11 protein-coding genes are annotated in these 16,420 nt (G+C 37.2%); 2 read left to right on the top strand and 9 right to left on the bottom strand.

Features of this window, described 5'->3' with window-relative positions; genetic code table 11:
- Positions 1 to 3: 3 nt before the first annotated feature.
- Together WMO42_RS12385 and nifJ are read right to left on the bottom strand one after the other, a co-directional pair.
- Positions 4 to 708, bottom strand: coding sequence for a hypothetical protein (locus WMO42_RS12385; protein WP_022501377.1), 705 nt, complete (start codon positions 706 to 708; stop codon positions 4 to 6).
- Positions 709 to 833: 125 nt separating this feature from the next.
- Positions 834 to 4,394 (bottom strand): pyruvate:ferredoxin (flavodoxin) oxidoreductase, encoded by a 3,561-nt coding sequence (gene nifJ / locus WMO42_RS12380; RefSeq protein WP_349192409.1) that lies wholly within the window; start codon positions 4,392 to 4,394, stop codon positions 834 to 836.
- A gap of 280 nt (positions 4,395 to 4,674) precedes the next feature.
- Between nifJ and WMO42_RS12375 the strand changes: the two genes are divergently transcribed.
- Positions 4,675 to 6,120, top strand: coding sequence for a polysaccharide deacetylase family protein (locus WMO42_RS12375; protein ID WP_349153076.1), 1,446 nt, complete (start codon positions 4,675 to 4,677; stop codon positions 6,118 to 6,120).
- A 131-nt stretch (positions 6,121 to 6,251) separates the two neighbouring features.
- On the opposite strand, the gene WMO42_RS12370 is transcribed toward WMO42_RS12375, so the two are convergent.
- Positions 6,252 to 7,151: an NAD(P)/FAD-dependent oxidoreductase gene (locus tag WMO42_RS12370; protein WP_022501380.1), complete on the bottom strand. Its 900-nt coding sequence runs from the start codon at positions 7,149 to 7,151 to the stop codon at positions 6,252 to 6,254.
- A gap of 247 nt (positions 7,152 to 7,398) precedes the next feature.
- Entirely contained in the window at positions 7,399 to 9,156 is a 1,758-nt protein-coding gene (locus WMO42_RS12365; protein ID WP_022501381.1) for an ammonium transporter, read from the bottom strand.
- 433 nt (positions 9,157 to 9,589) lie between these two features.
- Here WMO42_RS12365 and WMO42_RS12360 point away from each other — a divergent pair, with 433 nt between their 5' ends.
- Positions 9,590 to 10,417, top strand: coding sequence for a helix-turn-helix transcriptional regulator (locus WMO42_RS12360; RefSeq protein WP_055307051.1), 828 nt, complete (start codon positions 9,590 to 9,592; stop codon positions 10,415 to 10,417).
- 112 nt (positions 10,418 to 10,529) lie between these two features.
- Here WMO42_RS12360 and hemW read toward each other — a convergent pair whose 3' ends face one another.
- The 5 genes from hemW to WMO42_RS12335 all read right to left on the bottom strand — a co-directional run bounded on the left by hemW (position 10,530) and on the right by WMO42_RS12335 (position 16,163).
- Positions 10,530 to 11,765, bottom strand: coding sequence for a radical SAM family heme chaperone HemW (hemW, locus tag WMO42_RS12355; RefSeq protein ID WP_022501383.1), 1,236 nt, complete (start codon positions 11,763 to 11,765; stop codon positions 10,530 to 10,532).
- The gene (gene lepA, locus WMO42_RS12350) at positions 11,755 to 13,569 is read right to left on the bottom strand and encodes a translation elongation factor 4 (RefSeq protein WP_349192406.1); all 1,815 of its coding nucleotides are present in this window, start codon (positions 13,567 to 13,569) and stop codon (positions 11,755 to 11,757) included. Before lepA ends, hemW begins: the two co-directional genes overlap by 11 nt.
- Complete coding sequence (locus tag WMO42_RS12345) at positions 13,556 to 14,362, bottom strand: N-acetylmuramoyl-L-alanine amidase (RefSeq protein ID WP_022501385.1); 807 nt, start codon at positions 14,360 to 14,362, stop codon at positions 13,556 to 13,558. The genes lepA and WMO42_RS12345 overlap by 14 nt, the downstream gene beginning before the upstream one ends.
- A 66-nt stretch (positions 14,363 to 14,428) precedes the next feature.
- A complete protein-coding gene (sigE, locus tag WMO42_RS12340) occupies positions 14,429 to 15,169 on the bottom strand; it encodes an RNA polymerase sporulation sigma factor SigE (protein WP_055175005.1) in 741 nt (246 codons plus the stop codon).
- Between the two features lie 136 nt (positions 15,170 to 15,305).
- Positions 15,306 to 16,163, bottom strand: a complete 858-nt coding sequence (locus tag WMO42_RS12335) for a sigma-E processing peptidase SpoIIGA (RefSeq protein WP_278320117.1) — start codon at positions 16,161 to 16,163, stop codon at positions 15,306 to 15,308.
- Between the last annotated feature and the right edge of the window lie 257 nt (positions 16,164 to 16,420).

Genomic DNA, 16,420 nt, shown 5'->3' with positions numbered 1-16,420 from the left:
GTTCTAATTAACCGTCACTCTGCCCATTGTTATTTTATCCAGCAGCTTGTGATTCTCAGTAACATCATATTTAATCTTAATCTTTTCTTTGTAGAAATCGCCATCATAATTAAACAACGAACTGTCGCCCTCAAAGCCTTCTTCCTGTACCTTCTGTGCAGCTCTTGTTACATATTTCTCAACAAGCTTCTTTCGACACAAGATGTTATATATATCGTCTTCTGTCAGCTTAGTATTATTATGAGCTTTTTCAGACATATCTTCATAGGTATCGTGTGCATTTGATTTGCACGATTGCTTATCACTATCTGTCAGATATAGATTATATACTGTTGACTCATATTCCATTATATAATCATACTCACATAAATCTATCGCCAGTTGTTTAGCATAATCCCTTGTAAACACACTGTCAAGTGAATTCTTAAAATGTGTATTCCAAAATTCATTAGCATCATCAGGATTATACTGTAACGCCATCTCATTTATCTTCTTTTCCACAACATACACATAATAAGAGAAATCTTTCAAAGTTATGTTCTCACTATTAATTGTTATAACATTTTCCTGTAAATGTTTCTCGTATATGAAATCTTTATTCTTATTATACCTGTATACAAGGAATCCAAGTGCAACTATAAAAGCCGCAAGGATTACCAATGCTATTACTTCTATTTTTTTGTTTTTTAATGCACCTTTTTCACTCATACAAGCCTCCAATCTTTTGTTTAAAAAAGAACCCCTTAACAATTAAATTATATGTTAAGGGGTTCATAACCATAATATCCGGATAATTATCTGTAAAGATAATTACTCAGGTATTTAATTTACAATTACTTGTATAAATCAACAAGCTTGAGTAAATGCTGATATCTCTCATTAGCAACTTCCTCAGACTTAGCAAAGAGTCTTTCTGCTCTTTCTGGGAATGGCTTAACAAGACGTGTATAACGTGCCTCATTGTTAAGGAAATCCTGATATGAGCCATCGCCTTCCTTAGATGTTAATGTGAATGGATTCTTTCCTTCAGCCTTTAATGCAGGGTTGAATGAGAAGAGATTCCAATATCCAGCCTTAACAGCCTTCTTCATTTCATCCTGGCAGTGGTTCATACCACCCTTAGCGATACCGTGAAGTTCGCAAGGAGCATAACCAATGATTAATGATGGTCCGTTGTAGCTTTCAGCTTCTTCGATAGCCTTTAATGCCTGTGCTGGGTTAGCACCAAGAGCAATCTGTGCTACATATACATAGCCATAGCTCATAGCGATTTCAGCAAGTGACTTCTTGCCGATTTCCTTACCAGCTGCAGCGAACTGGCATACTTCACCGATGTTAGAAGCCTTAGAAGCCTGTCCACCTGTATTAGAATACATTTCTGTATCGAATACCATAACATTTACATTCTCACCTGAAGCAAGTACATGGTCAAGACCACCGAAACCGATATCGTAAGCCCAACCATCACCACCGAAGATCCATACAGATTTCTTAGCAAGGTAATCCTTCTTAGCAAGTACTTCTGGAGCTGTTGGGCATCCATCTGCTGCTGCCTTTTCAAGTTCTGCAATAAGAGCTTCTGTAGCTGGTGTGTTTGCCTTAGTATCATTCTTTGTCTCAAGGTACTTAGCTGCTGCTGCCTTAAAGCTGTCTGTTGCCTTATCAGATGCAGCCATTTCTTCGATCTTGGCAATAGCCTGGTCACGAAGAACCTTCTGTCCAAGATACATACCAAAACCATGTTCTGCATTATCCTCGAATAATGAGTTAGCCCATGCTGGTCCCTTTAATGTATCCTTGTTTACTGTATATGGTGATGTTGCAGCTGGACCACCCCAGATTGAAGAACAACCTGTAGCGTTAGAAATATACATCTGCTCACCAAATAACTGTGTAATTAATCTAGCATAAGATGTTTCTGCACAACCTGCACAGCTTCCTGAGAACTCAAGGAGTGGCTGGTTATACTGAGAACCGATTGGTGTATTTACTAATGCTGGCTTAATATCCTTCTTACCTACGTTAGCTACAAGATAATCGAATACTGGCTGCTCTTCTGCCTGTGATTCCTGTGGAACCATCTTAAGAGCTTCTCCAGCCTTAGGACATACAGTAACACATTCGCCACATCCCATACAATCTAATGGAGATACTGACATTGTGTACTTCATTGTTGTGTCTGTTGCATGCTTAGAATCAGCAAGCTTAATCTGTGAAGGAGCTTCTGCCTGTTCCTTAGCATCAAGAATGAATGGTCTGATAGTAGCATGTGAACATACGAATGCACAGCTGTTACACTGAACACAGCTTGCTGGATCCCACTCAGGAACCATAACGGCTGTTCCTCTCTTCTCGTATGCTGAAGCACCTGTCTCAAACTGACCATCTGCAATATCCTTAAATGCAGATACTGGAAGGCTGTCACCATCCATCTTTCCGATAGGATCAAGAAGTTCGTTAACCATCTTAACTGTAGCAGGACGTCCTGTTCTTTCAACTGGCTTCTTATCATCAACTGCTGTTGCCCAGTCTGCTGGTACTTCTACCTTATGTACTGCATCAACACCTGCATCGATAGCCTTATAGTTCATCTCAACTACTGCATCACCCTTCTTGCTGTATGACTTCTTAGCAGCTGCCTTCATATATTCAACAGCTTCATCAATAGGCATTACGTTAGCAAGCTTGAAGAATGCTGACTGTAAGATTGTGTTAGTTCTCTTACCCATACCGATTTCAATAGCTTTATCAATAGCGTTGATTGTGTAAAGCTGGATATTATTCTTAGCAATATACTGCTTAGCTTCTGCTGGCATATGCTGATTAAGTTCTTCATCTGACCACTGGCAGTTAATCATAAAGATTCCGCCTGGCTTAACATCCTGAACCATCTTATAACCCTTAACAACATATGAAGGATTATGACATGCTACGAAGTCAGCCTGATTGATATAGTATGGACTTCTGATTGGGTTATCACCAAATCTTAAGTGGCTGATTGTAATACCACCTGTCTTCTTAGAGTCATACTGGAAGTATGCCTGAATATACTTATCTGTATGGTCACCGATGATCTTAGTAGAGTTCTTGTTAGCACCTACTGTACCATCACCACCAAGACCCCAGAACTTACATTCTACTGTACCAGGAGCTGAAGTAATAGGAGCTGGCTTAACCTCTGGAAGTGAAAGGTTAGTAACATCATCAACAATACCGATTGTGAATCTGTTCTTTGGCTCATCCTTCTCTAATTCCTTATATACAGCGAATACTGATGAAGGAGGAGTATCCTTTGAACCTAAACCATAACGTCCACCAACTAATGTGATATCGTTAAGACCTGCTTCACGAAGTGTTGTAGCAACATCAAGGTAAAGTGGCTCACCAAGTGATCCTGGTTCCTTAGTTCTGTCAAGAACAGCAACCTTCTTAGCTGTCTTAGGAAGAACCTTTAAGAGTACCTTAGATGACCATGGACGGTAAAGTCTTACTTTAACAAGACCAACCTTCTCACCCTTAGCTGTTAAGTAATCAATAACTTCTTCTGCAACGTCGTTGATAGAACCCATAGCTACGATAACTCTGTCTGCATCAGGTGCACCATAGTAGTTAAATAAGTCGTAGTTAGTACCAAGCTTCTCGTTAACCTTCTTCATGTACTTTTCTACTACTTCTGGAAGTTCATCATATACTGTGTTACATGCTTCACGATGCTGGAAGAATACATCTCCGTTTTCATGTGAACCACGCATAGCTGGCTTGTTAGGGTTAAGTGCATGAGCACGGAACTCTTCAACCTTGTCCATTGGGCACATTTCCTTAAGATCTTCGTAATCCCACTTTTCAATCTTCTGAATCTCGTGTGATGTACGGAAACCATCAAAGAAGTTGATGAATGGAACCTTGCCATCAATAGCTGCAAGATGTGCAACTGGGCTTAAGTCCATAACTTCCTGTGGGTTTGTCTCAGCAAGCATAGCAAAACCTGTCTGACGACATGCATAAACATCACTATGATCACCGAAAATGTTAAGTGACTGTGTAGCAACTGTACGAGCTGATACATCAAATACACAAGGAAGCTGTTCAGCAGCAATCTTATACATATTAGGAATCATAAGTAAAAGACCCTGTGAAGCTGTGAATGTTGTTGTAAGAGCACCTGCTGCAAGTGAACCATGTACTGTACCAGCAGCACCTGCTTCAGACTGCATCTCTGTTACCTTTACTGTGTTACCAAAAATATTCTTTCTTCCTGCTGCTGACCACTGGTCAACAACATCCGCCATTGGGCTGGAAGGAGTGATAGGATAGATACCAGCTACTTCTGTAAATGCATACGCAACATGAGCAGCGGCTGTATTACCATCCATTGACTGTTTTTCTCTAGCCATTGTTATATAACCTCCTAAATCGAAATATGAGATAATAATCTCTCTATATATGTATATTAGTATTATTCGACAAAAAAGTAAAGCCATTATCTAAAATCTATTGTACCTATTTTTGTAATATTTGATTATTCAGAATGCAAAAGTATTTTTACTATATTATTAAAATATATCCCAAAAAAATCTTTTTAAAAATTTAATATTTTTTCAAAAAAGTGTTAATTTTTTCTATAAAAAGGAATATAATGCTCTAGTTAGAATAATAAGTCAGGAGATAACACCTATGATTACAAAAGAACTTAAGAACAAAAAGCTTATAATAGTAATTACTTCTGTTGTAGTTGTACTATTGCTTCTTGTAATTTTATTTTTTTCCTTATTTAACATCAATATCATTGTAAATGGAAAAGAGAACGAAACAATAGAATATGGTGATACATATACAGAGGAAGGAGCTTCAGCTTCGTATAATACACTTTCTTTTAAGAATAAATCTGTTGATGTATCAATAAGCGGCGAAGTAGACTGCTCTAAACTCGGAACATACCATATACATTACAAAGCTAAGAAAGGCTTTCTTTCATCGACTAAGACAAGAGAAGTTAAAGTCGTTGATACAGCTGCTCCCGTGATAGAACTTAACACAGTTGAGGGATATTACCCTAAGACAGGTGAAGCTTATAAGGAAGAAGGTTTTACAGCCACTGACAATTATGATGGTGATATTACCGATAAGGTTACACGCCACGAAAAGGACAATGTCGTTACTTACACTGTCAGCGACTCCTCTGGCAATAAGACAACTGTTACAAGAACTGTTGAATATAATGACGGAATTGCTCCTTCACTCACACTCAATGGTGACAGCCATGTAACAATTAAAGCCGGAACTAAATACAAAGATACCGGTGCTGCTGCCACAGATTCCCACGGCAATGACATTTCTGACAGCATAACAGTATCTGGTGAAGTCAAGAATTACCGTTCTGGTGACTATACTTTAACATATACAGCTACTGACAAATTTGGCAACACCAACTCAATTGGCAGAACTGTAACTGTTGAAGCCGTAAAGCAGGCTGACTCTGCCGCTGTCAATCCCGGTTCAAAGGTTGTATACCTTACATTCGACGATGGTCCTGGTGCTTACACACAGCAGCTTCTTGACGTGCTTGCCAAATATAACATAAAAGTTACATTTTTTGTAACCAATGTAAACAGCGGATATCAGAATATGATTGCGAAGGAAGCCGCTGCAGGACATACAGTTGCAATACACAGTGCTTCCCATAATTACCAGCAGATCTATTCAAGTGTTGGTGCTTATTTTGATGATTTGAACGAAATGTCGGATATTATATATTCGCAGACTGGAAGCCGTCCAACATTAGTACGTTTCCCAGGTGGAAGTTCTAATTCTGTCAGCAAGAAATACTGCAAAGGAATTATGACAGAACTTGCAAAAGATGTTACTGACCAAGGCTATAAATACTATGACTGGAACGTATCAAGCGGCGATGCCGGTGGAACAACAAGCACAAGTGAGGTATACCAGAATGTAATCAATGGTATCCAGAGCCATAATGTATCCGTTGTATTACAGCACGATATTAAGAGCTTCAGCGTTGATGCAGTTGAGAGCATAATCCAGTGGGGACTTGCTAACGGATACACATTCCTTCCTTTGACAACATCAAGCCCTGATGTACACCACGGAATTAATAATTAATGAGCAGCAATCAATAATATGAACCCAAAATAATATCAATCAGTATTTAATATTAGAACAAAAAACTATGTATTACATCAGTCTTATCCAATCCTGATGTAATACATAGTTTTTTTATTTTATATCTTTCCTTATTTTCCTGCCCTGTTAAGAGCTGCAAGATAACCAACAGCTGATAGTGCCGCCACATTTCCTTCTCCTGCCGCTTTAACATACTGGTAAGGTACTCCTGTTATATCACCAGCCGCATATAAACCTTTTATATTAGACGCCATACTTTTATCTGTAATTACTTTGTTATCTTCTATCTTAATTCCCGGAACTAACTGGGCTGGCTTCATCGACTCCCTTAATACAAATATTCCGTCTGCCGCAAGTTCTCTGTCCTCCATAATAAGAACCATTTTATCCTCCCTACGCTCAATTGACAGCGGTTTTCCTTTAATAATATCAATATTATCTTTTAATGAATCTTTGCCTGCCTGTAATGTATTTATATCTTTATCCTTATTATAAAGAGGCATATAATACACCTTCTTAGCCGTCTGTGCAAGAAACTCTGCTTCGCTTAAAGCCTCCTCATTAAATCCTATAACTATCGCTTCTCTTTCTTTATATAAAGCGGCATCACAGGTAGCACAATAGCTTACACCACGTCCAAGATTTTCATATTCACCTGCATATGGCTTTGTAACATCTACACCTGTTGCAAGTATAACTGTAAGTGCCTCATAATTATTCTTTTTGCCCTGTATATGAAAATATTTTCCCATTGCATACACTGCATTCACCATATCTTCTGTTATATCTATTGAAAGACTTTTAAGGTGATTGTTAAATGCCTGTGACAGTTCCTTACCTGTAATATCAATAAAACCAGGATAATTCTTTATTATATGTGCCTTTGACACTTTATCACTAATCTTGTTATTACCTATAAGGAGTATTTTCCTGCCTCTTATCTTAGCAGTTATTGCCGCTGACACACCCGCTGGACCTGTTCCTATTATAGCTATATCATATCTTTCCATATCTTAATCCCTTTCCTGCCTTTTATGTTTAATTATATTATTATTAACAAAATGCTTAATATACCAAACATTACTTAATCGTTTTGTCTTTTAATATATTATAGACATACTAACGCATATTATAATAATTGTAAAATCAAAAAAGATGCAGACACATTTTATTGATATCGCACTGCCACTTAACAGCAGTCATATCCAAAATGTATCTACATCTTTATGGGTAATATTAAATCAAATTTATTGGGAATTAGTCATCTTCGCCCTGAAGTGCATCGTATCCTGTTTCACCTGTACGAACCTTTACTACATTTTCCACATCATATACGAATATCTTACCATCACCGATATGACCTGTGTAAAGTACCTTTCTTGCGGCATTGATAACATCCATTACAGGAACTTTGGAAATAACCATTTCAACCTGTACCTTAGGAAGAAGCTGCATTTCCATCTGAACTCCACGGTAATACTCTGGAGCACCCTTCTGAGCGCCACAGCCAAGTACCTGCGTAACTGTCATACCAGTTACTCCGATGTCGTTCATAGCCTTCTTTAACTTTTCGAAACGCTCCTGCTTCATAAGGATTTCTACCTTAGTAATCTTATTCTCATCTGGAATATCAGATGTCTTAATCATAGCTGGAACTGAATTTTCCATACTTTCTGAACCAACTGATACAACATCTTCATATGTTATATCTGGCATACCTGCTGTACCAAGTTCAAATCCTGCATATGCACTTGTAAGTCCGTGCTCACATATATCAAGACCCTTTATTTCCTCTTCCTCTGTAGCTCTAAGTCCAATTGTTGCCTTGATTACAAAGAATACGATTGTCATACATACAGCAGCCCATGCTGCTACTGATACAAAACCTAATAACTGAAGTCCAAGCTGTGTAAATCCGCCACCGTAGAATAAACCTTCTGCCTTAATCGCACCACTCTCAATAGCAATTGCATAACCAGGGGCTTTGCTTGTAGCAAATAAACCAACTGCGATTGTGCCCCATATACCATTCATCATATGAACAGCTACTGCACCAACCGGATCATCAATGTGAAGCTTATAATCAAGAAGCCATACACCAAATACCACCAAAAGACCTGCTACAATACCTATTACTATTGCACCTGCTGCATCTGTTACATCACAAGAAGCTGTAATAGCTACAAGTCCTGCAAGTGAAGCATTAAGACACATTGAAACATCCGGCTTACCATACTTAATCCATGTAAATACCATACAAGTTACAGTTGCAATTGCTGGTGAAACTGTTGTTGTAAGGAATACCGAACCTAAATCCTCAATTGTTGTACAAGCTGCACCATTAAATCCATACCAGCCAAACCATAATATAAATACACCAAGTGCACCAAGTGGAATACTATGTCCTGGGAAAGCATTAACCTTAACTACCTTACCATTTTCATCTTTAACAAATTTACCAATACGAGGTCCTAATATCTTAGCACCTATAATAGCTGATATACCACCAACCATATGTATACAGCAGGAACCTGCGAAATCATGGAAGCCTAACTGTGCTAACCAGCCGCCGCCCCATATCCAGTGTGCTTCAATAGGATATACAAGTGCCGATATAACACCTGAATATACACAATATGAAAGGAACTTTGTTCTCTCTGCCATAGCTCCTGATACAATAGTAGCTGTTGTTGCACAGAATACTAAATTAAATACGAAACTTGAAAAATTGAAATTATCATATGCTGTAAAAATATCAAATCCAGGTTTTCCAATAAAACCTAATAAATCTTCACCTAATAATAAACTGAAACCTATTACTATGAATACTACTGTTCCTATACAGAAGTCCATAAGGTTCTTCATAATAATGTTACCTGCGTTCTTAGCTCTGGTAAAACCAGTCTCAACCATTGCAAATCCTGCCTGCATCCAGAATACTAATGCAGCACCTATAAGAAACCATATACCAAATGTCTGGTCGCTTATCAAGCTTGTTAATTCTTCTATTGCCATATTCGTTTCCTCCCTGTTCGCGCCGGCACATAATATTTATTTATGTACCCTTGACAAATACTTTTTATTGTGGTTGATGAAGTTGATCAGGTTTCATCCGGTATCATAACAGTTGTTACTAAACGGCTGCTTTATTCCTATAGTTAAATAAAACAAAAAAAGACGTGTAACCATATATAATGGATACACGCCTTTGTGCAATCAACTGTTTGATTTATGTGTTTAATTATACATATCTTTCCAAATAAGTATTGAAAAAATCGGACATATTATTGACTTTTTTAATATTTGTTTTATTATTATTTTATAAATGTAATCAAATATACTACTTATCAACATTATTTTAATGTATATAATATCAGAAGTGAAATGACTTTGACACTGATATTATAATAATACCAATTAATGCAATTATAAAATCAGGAGGGTACTTATGAAAGACCATTTACACCAGCCATTATTATTTAATCCAGCAATATATAACAGCTCAGATGGTAAACAGCACATCAATTACAAATATATAACCATGCCACAGACTATGCTTGTATACGCCATAGACAACACCACCGGCTCTGCAAGTAGGAAAGTATCCACTCTTATTCCATGCTCTAGTGCAGAATGGATAATAGGATATAATAAGAATAACAGCCGTTCTTCCTTCTACTGTATTGGACCAGTAAGCAGACGTTTTGACTATACTTTTGGAGAGTTTGATTATTATTTTGGAATTCGTTTTGCGGATAAAGGCTGTTATTTTGCACCATCCGTTGATGACAGCGTGCTTCCAGCTTCAATTGCCAATCAGGTGTTTGAATACGAACCTGCCACAGAGTCTTTTGAATACAGACTTATATCTGAATTAATCCAAGCCAAAGATTTTGACGGACAACTTGAAGCTTTAATATGTTTCCTTAATGTCAGCAAGAAATATATAGCTGTCCCTGACAATATCATACATATGGCTAATGAGATAAAGAAAGCTTCCGGCAATATTCATATATCTGATTTATCCGAAATGTCAGGGTACTCTGAACGGCACATTAACAGATTATTCAAATCGGCATATGGTGCAGGTCCTAAAGATTACTGCAAGAATATCAGATTTCAGAAAATCATATCTGATATTATAAATGACCCATACAAAGAAAACAGCGATTATATTGCCAATGCCGGATATTCTGACCAGGCACATTTCCAGAGGGAATTCAAGGCTTACACAGGCATTACACCTAGAACTTTTATTAAGGAATTAACCGCATAATATATTATATAACTATACTGTCAATTAAATTACCTGACTGAATTTTTCAGAGTTATAAAATATGCGTGGTGTTTACCGCCATCCAGACGATAAGCACCACGCATATTTATTTCTACACAAAATCAGACATAACAGTATTGCTTATATCTATGCCTCTGTCTGTAAGTGCTATTCTTGTACCATTCTGCCACAAAAGACCTTTTGCTATATTATCTTTTATCTGCTCTTTATATACACTGTATATATCTTTTCCAAATATATCTTTAAAATCGCATATATCAATCCCAGCAGACTTTCTTAAACCAAGAAACATATATTCAGCCATCTCATCTTCCAGCGTGAGAACCTCTATATTTTCTTTAAGGTCCTGACAGTTATTATTTATTTCTAAAGAATTCTTAAGAGTCTCTTGGATATTCTTTATATTTTCCACAATACACTCTTTATTGCTTTCTTTATTATCAGCATATTCCACACATAATGCCTTAATATAATTATTAATATCGCTGATGTTAGTATACCTTTTATGATTACATAATGAAGCTGCACCAATTCCAAAACCGATATAATCGGTTCTATCCCAATATTTAAGATTATGCTTACATTCATAACCTGCCTTGGCATAATTGGATATTTCGTATCTTTCATAACCTGCCTGACCTAATATCTCTTTAGTAAGTGCATACATTTTCCTGTCGTCATCATCATCAGGAATATCCGGATAATTGTCTATGTTATCATACAGCCTTGTGCCTTCTTCTATTATAAGACTGTATACAGATATATGCTCTGTATTAAGTGATACAGCCTCCTTTAGCACTCTGGTAAAGCTTTCTATGGTCTGACCCGGAAGTGCTGACATAAGGTCTATATTGATATTAGTAAAGCCTGCATTCCTTGCTATGGCAAGGCTGTTCTTAAACTGTTCAAATGTATGAATTCTTCCAAGCATACGAAGCTCTTTATCATCAGTGCTCTGCAATCCAAAGCTTATTCTGTTAATCCCAGCTTCCCTGTAAATGTATGCTTTTTCACTATTTATTGTACCTGGATTACATTCTATTGTTATCTCTGCATTGCCATCAACACGATATCTTTGCTTTACAGCCTCTAATATATCTTTAATATATTCAGCATTTATTGCTGACGGAGTTCCACCACCGATAAATATTGAAGTTACATTTTTATCAAGACCAGCCTCACTTAATGCTATCTCATTAATTAAAGCTTTAACATAACTGCTTTTCGTCTTATCATCTGCTGGTGCAGATAAGAAATCACAATATATACATTTTTGCATACAAAAGGGGATATGTATATATATCCCCAGTTCGTTATTATTCTTCATCTAACTTTAATACACTCATAAATGCTTTCTGTGGTATCTCTACGTTACCAATCTGACGCATTCTCTTCTTTCCTTCCTTCTGCTTTTCAAGAAGCTTCTTCTTACGGGAAATATCACCACCGTAACACTTGGCAAGTACATCCTTACGAAGTGCCTTAACAGTTTCCCTTGCTATAACCCTGCTTCCGATGGCCGCCTGAATAGGAATCTCAAACTGCTGTCTAGGAATTTCCTGCTTAAGCTTCTCGCACATCTTTCTTCCACGTTCCTCCGCACTTCCTGCAAATACAATAAATGAAAGTGCATCAACTTCTTCCTTGTTGATAAGAATATCAAGCTTAACAAGGTTAGACCTCTCATATCCCTTCATTTCATAGTCAAATGAAGCGTAACCTCTTGAGCGTGACTTTAACGCATCAAAGAAATCATATATTATCTCATTAAGCGGAAGGTCATACTTAAGCAGTGCTCTTGTCTGTTCTATATATTCCATACCATTGTATACACCACGGCGTTCCTGACAAAGTTTCATAATAGGTCCAACAAATTCGGTTGTAACCATAATCTCAGCGCTTACCATAGGTTCTTCCATATAGTCTATCTCTGATGGATCAGGCATATTAGACGGATTAGTAAGGTCTATAACTTCACCATTAGTCTTATGGACTTTATATATAACTCCCGGTGCTGTTGTTACAAGGTCAAGGTTATATTCTCTCTCAAGTCTTTCCTGTATAATCTCAAGATGCAAAAGCCCTAAGAAACCACATCTGAAACCAAAACCAAGTGCTATAGATGTCTCAGGCTCAAACTGGAGTGAAGCATCATTAAGCTGAAGCTTCTCCAATGCTTCTCTTAGATCCTGATATTTTGCACCGTCTGCTGGATACAGACCGCTGTACACCATAGGGTTGACCTTCTTATAACCTGGAAGCGGCTCTGATACAGGTCTGTCATTATCTGTAACAGTATCACCAACTCTCGTATCCTGAACATTTTTAATACTTGCTGTAATATATCCAACCATACCTGCACTTAATTCATCGCAAGGTATGAACTGACCAGCTCCGAAGTAACCTACCTCAACTACTTCTTCTACTGCTCCGGTTGCCATCATTCTTATCTTAGTACCCTTCTTTACAGTACCCTCTACTATTCTTACAAATATAATAACACCCTTATATGCATCGTATAATGAGTCAAATATAAGTGCAGATAAAGGATTAGCTGCATCACCTGTAGGTGCTGGTATTTTCTTTACTATCTGTTCAAGAACTTCCTCGATATTAATGCCATTTTTCGCTGAAATTAACGGAGCGTCCTGAGCCTCTATTCCGATAATATCCTCAATCTCATCTTTAACTCTGTCTGGTTCTGCACTTGGAAGATCAATCTTATTAATAACAGGAAATACCTCTAAGTCGTGGTCAAGTGCAAGATATACATTGGCAAGTGTCTGTGCCTCTATGCCCTGTGCCGCATCTACTACAAGTACAGCACCATCACAAGCCGCAAGTGCCCTTGATACCTCATAGTTAAAGTCAACGTGACCTGGAGTATCAATAAGATTAAATATATATTCTTCGCCGTCCTGGGCCCTGTATACAGTTCTTACTGTCTGTGACTTTATTGTAATTCCTCTCTCCCTCTCGATATCCATATTATCAAGAACCTGCTCCTGCATTTCCCTGCTTGTAAGGAGTCCTGTCTTTTCTATAATTCTGTCGGCAAGAGTTGACTTGCCGTGGTCAATATGTGCTATAATACAAAAATTTCTTATGTTCTTCTGATTAATTACTGCCATTCGTATAACCTGCCTGTTCTAAGTATTTCATAATTCCATCAGCTATAAGCTTAGCTGTATTGTCTATATCTGTTGTTACAAGTTTATTATCCTTACTGCTGTACATATTGCCTAACTCTATTATACAGCTCGCTACTTTGCTGTGCTGGTTCAGGTAATAATCTTTGCTCTTATTATCAGGAGTACCCGTATTCACTCCCGATAAGCTTACATCTACTCCATTTAACTCTTCCATAATATCACTCGCAAGGCTTTTAGAGTTAGATGGGGAAGAGGTATGAATCCACGCACTTATTCCCTTACTGCTTCCTGACTTATCAGTAATATCCCTATGAAATGACACAAGTGCCGCTGCTTTGGCGTTATTGCATATCTCTATACGCTTGGTATAATCCACCGATGTATCAGTTGTTCTTGTCATAACAACTGTAACGCCAGCACTTTCAAGCTCATTCTTAACGCTGTCAGCTAAAGATAACATCTGTGTCTTTTCATAGTTAGTTCCGTCGTACTGTCCTGTATCACTTCCACCGTGAGGAGCATCTATACACACTATTGCCTTAGACGACCAGTTAATTGTCTTATTATTACTTTCTTTGTTATTATCCTCATTGTTCTGCAAAAGCCCATCATCAGTTACCTCATCTGATGTTGTCTTTCCTATATTCATAATTGACCTTATAGAAGCTCCACAGTCAATATATAACATTACGGCAAATATTAATATAGCTGCTAATGAAGCCACTCCGAATATTCTGTCCCACTTAAATGATGTATTATTCTTATTATTCATTTTTATCTCTCCAATCCATACCCTTTCTATTTTCTTAGAATACAAGCGGATTGTCAAGTAAAATGTTTAACAGCTTCTCACCATTTCTCTTTTTAATCTCTTTATAATCTTCTTTTCAAGTCTTGATATATATGACTGCGATATTCCAAGCATATCAGCGACCTCTTTTTGTGTCTTTTCCTCTCCATCTTTATCACTAAGACCATATCTTAAATCGACTATAATTCTCTCCCTCTCAGACAAATTGCCAATCGCCCTCTTTAATGCTTTCATCTCAACCTCATTTTCAAGGTCTTTATAACACACATCATCTTCAGTTCCAAGAATATCAGATAACAAAAGTTCATTGCCATCCCAGTCAACATTGAGTGGTTCATCAATTGACACCTCTGCTTTTACCTTGCTATTTCTTCTAAGATACATAAGAATTTCATTCTCTATACATCTTGAAGCATAAGTTGCAAGCTTTATATTCTTATCCCTGTCATATGAATTAATTGCCTTTATAAGACCTATTGTGCCAATTGATATAAGGTCCTCTACTCCAACACCTGTATTATCAAATTTCTTGGCTATGTATACAACAAGTCTTAAGTTATGTTCTATAAGCATTTTCTTAGCATAATCGTCATTATCAGTCTTTAACATTGCCAGCACATTTTTCTCCTCCTCAATATCAAGCGGTGCTGGCAGCACCTCTGTACCTCCTATATAATGAACTTCTCTTGTCCCCATCATATAAAAATTCTTAATAGAAGGTACCACCTTAAGCTGAAAACGATCTGCAACTGCCACTTTAATCACTATCTTACTCCTCTTTTCTACGGTGCTTTCTTTTGTCTTTACAGGAATACGAAAGCACCGCCGACATACCCTGTTTATTATTGCATCATATGTCCCGTGACGCTTTTTGGGGTGCATATGATGAGCATCTTTGTGCTCATTATTGCATCATATGTCCATTAATAAGTGCCTGATATTCCCCTGCCTGTGATACGCATACCTCTGACAATCCTATAAGCACATTTTTATAAGCTTTCGTCTTAACATCATTGGATATGTATATGTAATCCGCTGTAATTACCTCTATCATTCCTGTGTCCATACCTACACTCCTGTATGGAATAAGATGATATCTTATTCTGCTGTAATCATTTATCTTAGAAAGAACCTTGTCAAAACATTTCTTATCCATAACATTTACTGGTTTATTACAATAATAATCACTAAGCTGGTTTCCAGTGTCTATCATTCCCTTTAATGTAATACGTTCGTCCCCAATAACCACTGTTACTACATATATCTGCATTTTTCTATTGAGCTTCTCTTTGCTTCGTACCAGTATGATGAGCATAAGATACGCCACGACTGCATATATAACCAACTGCCTGTTGTTTATCATTATATTCTTTATTACAAAGCCAACATATGTATAGTACACGAGTAAATGTATCGCACCGCCAAGAAATACTGCTATGCCAATCATTACCGCTACGCCTTTTAACAAGTCCTTTATATAACTCCTTATAGCAAACCAATTAATCTTTCCTGAACTTCCCTTGATAATATTTAATGGACTATTAATTATCATAAGCATTAATCCAGTGATGATTAAATATGTGCACCAATTAACGAAAAGCCTATATTCATCCGGAATACATATTGCAATGACTGACCATATTGCCCCCAAAGTGGAAGAAAGCAGCAGACGGGGCAGCGATGTATGATAATGCATTATTTTGTTTACCATAACCATAACAATCAAATCCATACAATAATTAATTCCAAATAATACATCAATGTATATTACAATTCACTCTCACCTCCATTGCACAATCAGGTATACCCTGCATAATAGTTTACAGAAAATGCTTTCCTGCAACGAAAATAAGTATACATAACTTAATATGCAAAATTTGTCAAAAGCACAGAGTCACATTAATTTTCTAATATAATTCGCTATGAAATAAAAAAGAATGTGTGAAACACATTCTCGCACCGAGCACGGTCGCTTGCGACAAAATACATCTTCGTGCGAGTGTGCATCATCGGCATATA

The organism is Lachnospira sp. CLA-JM-H23 (assembly GCF_040096425.1).
In the GTDB taxonomy this organism is placed as follows: domain Bacteria; phylum Bacillota; class Clostridia; order Lachnospirales; family Lachnospiraceae; genus Lachnospira; species Lachnospira rogosae.
Note: the sequence above shows the minus strand (reverse complement) of the source record. Positions and strands in the feature narration are given on the sequence as shown.

Excerpts from the sequence above, each read along its gene's own strand:
- WMO42_RS12385 (WP_022501377.1), bottom strand. The coding sequence starts at position 708 with ATGAGTGAAAAAGGTGCATTAAAAAACAAAAAAATAGAAGTAATAGCA.
- nifJ (WP_349192409.1), bottom strand. The coding sequence starts at position 4,394 with ATGGCTAGAGAAAAACAGTCAATGGATGGTAATACAGCCGCTGCTCAT.
- WMO42_RS12375 (WP_349153076.1), top strand. The coding sequence starts at position 4,675 with ATGATTACAAAAGAACTTAAGAACAAAAAGCTTATAATAGTAATTACT.
- WMO42_RS12370 (WP_022501380.1), bottom strand. The coding sequence starts at position 7,151 with ATGGAAAGATATGATATAGCTATAATAGGAACAGGTCCAGCGGGTGTG.
- WMO42_RS12365 (WP_022501381.1), bottom strand. The coding sequence starts at position 9,156 with ATGGCAATAGAAGAATTAACAAGCTTGATAAGCGACCAGACATTTGGT.
- WMO42_RS12360 (WP_055307051.1), top strand. The coding sequence starts at position 9,590 with ATGAAAGACCATTTACACCAGCCATTATTATTTAATCCAGCAATATAT.
- hemW (WP_022501383.1), bottom strand. The coding sequence starts at position 11,765 with ATGAAGAATAATAACGAACTGGGGATATATATACATATCCCCTTTTGT.
- lepA (WP_349192406.1), bottom strand. The coding sequence starts at position 13,569 with ATGGCAGTAATTAATCAGAAGAACATAAGAAATTTTTGTATTATAGCA.
- WMO42_RS12345 (WP_022501385.1), bottom strand. The coding sequence starts at position 14,362 with ATGAATAATAAGAATAATACATCATTTAAGTGGGACAGAATATTCGGA.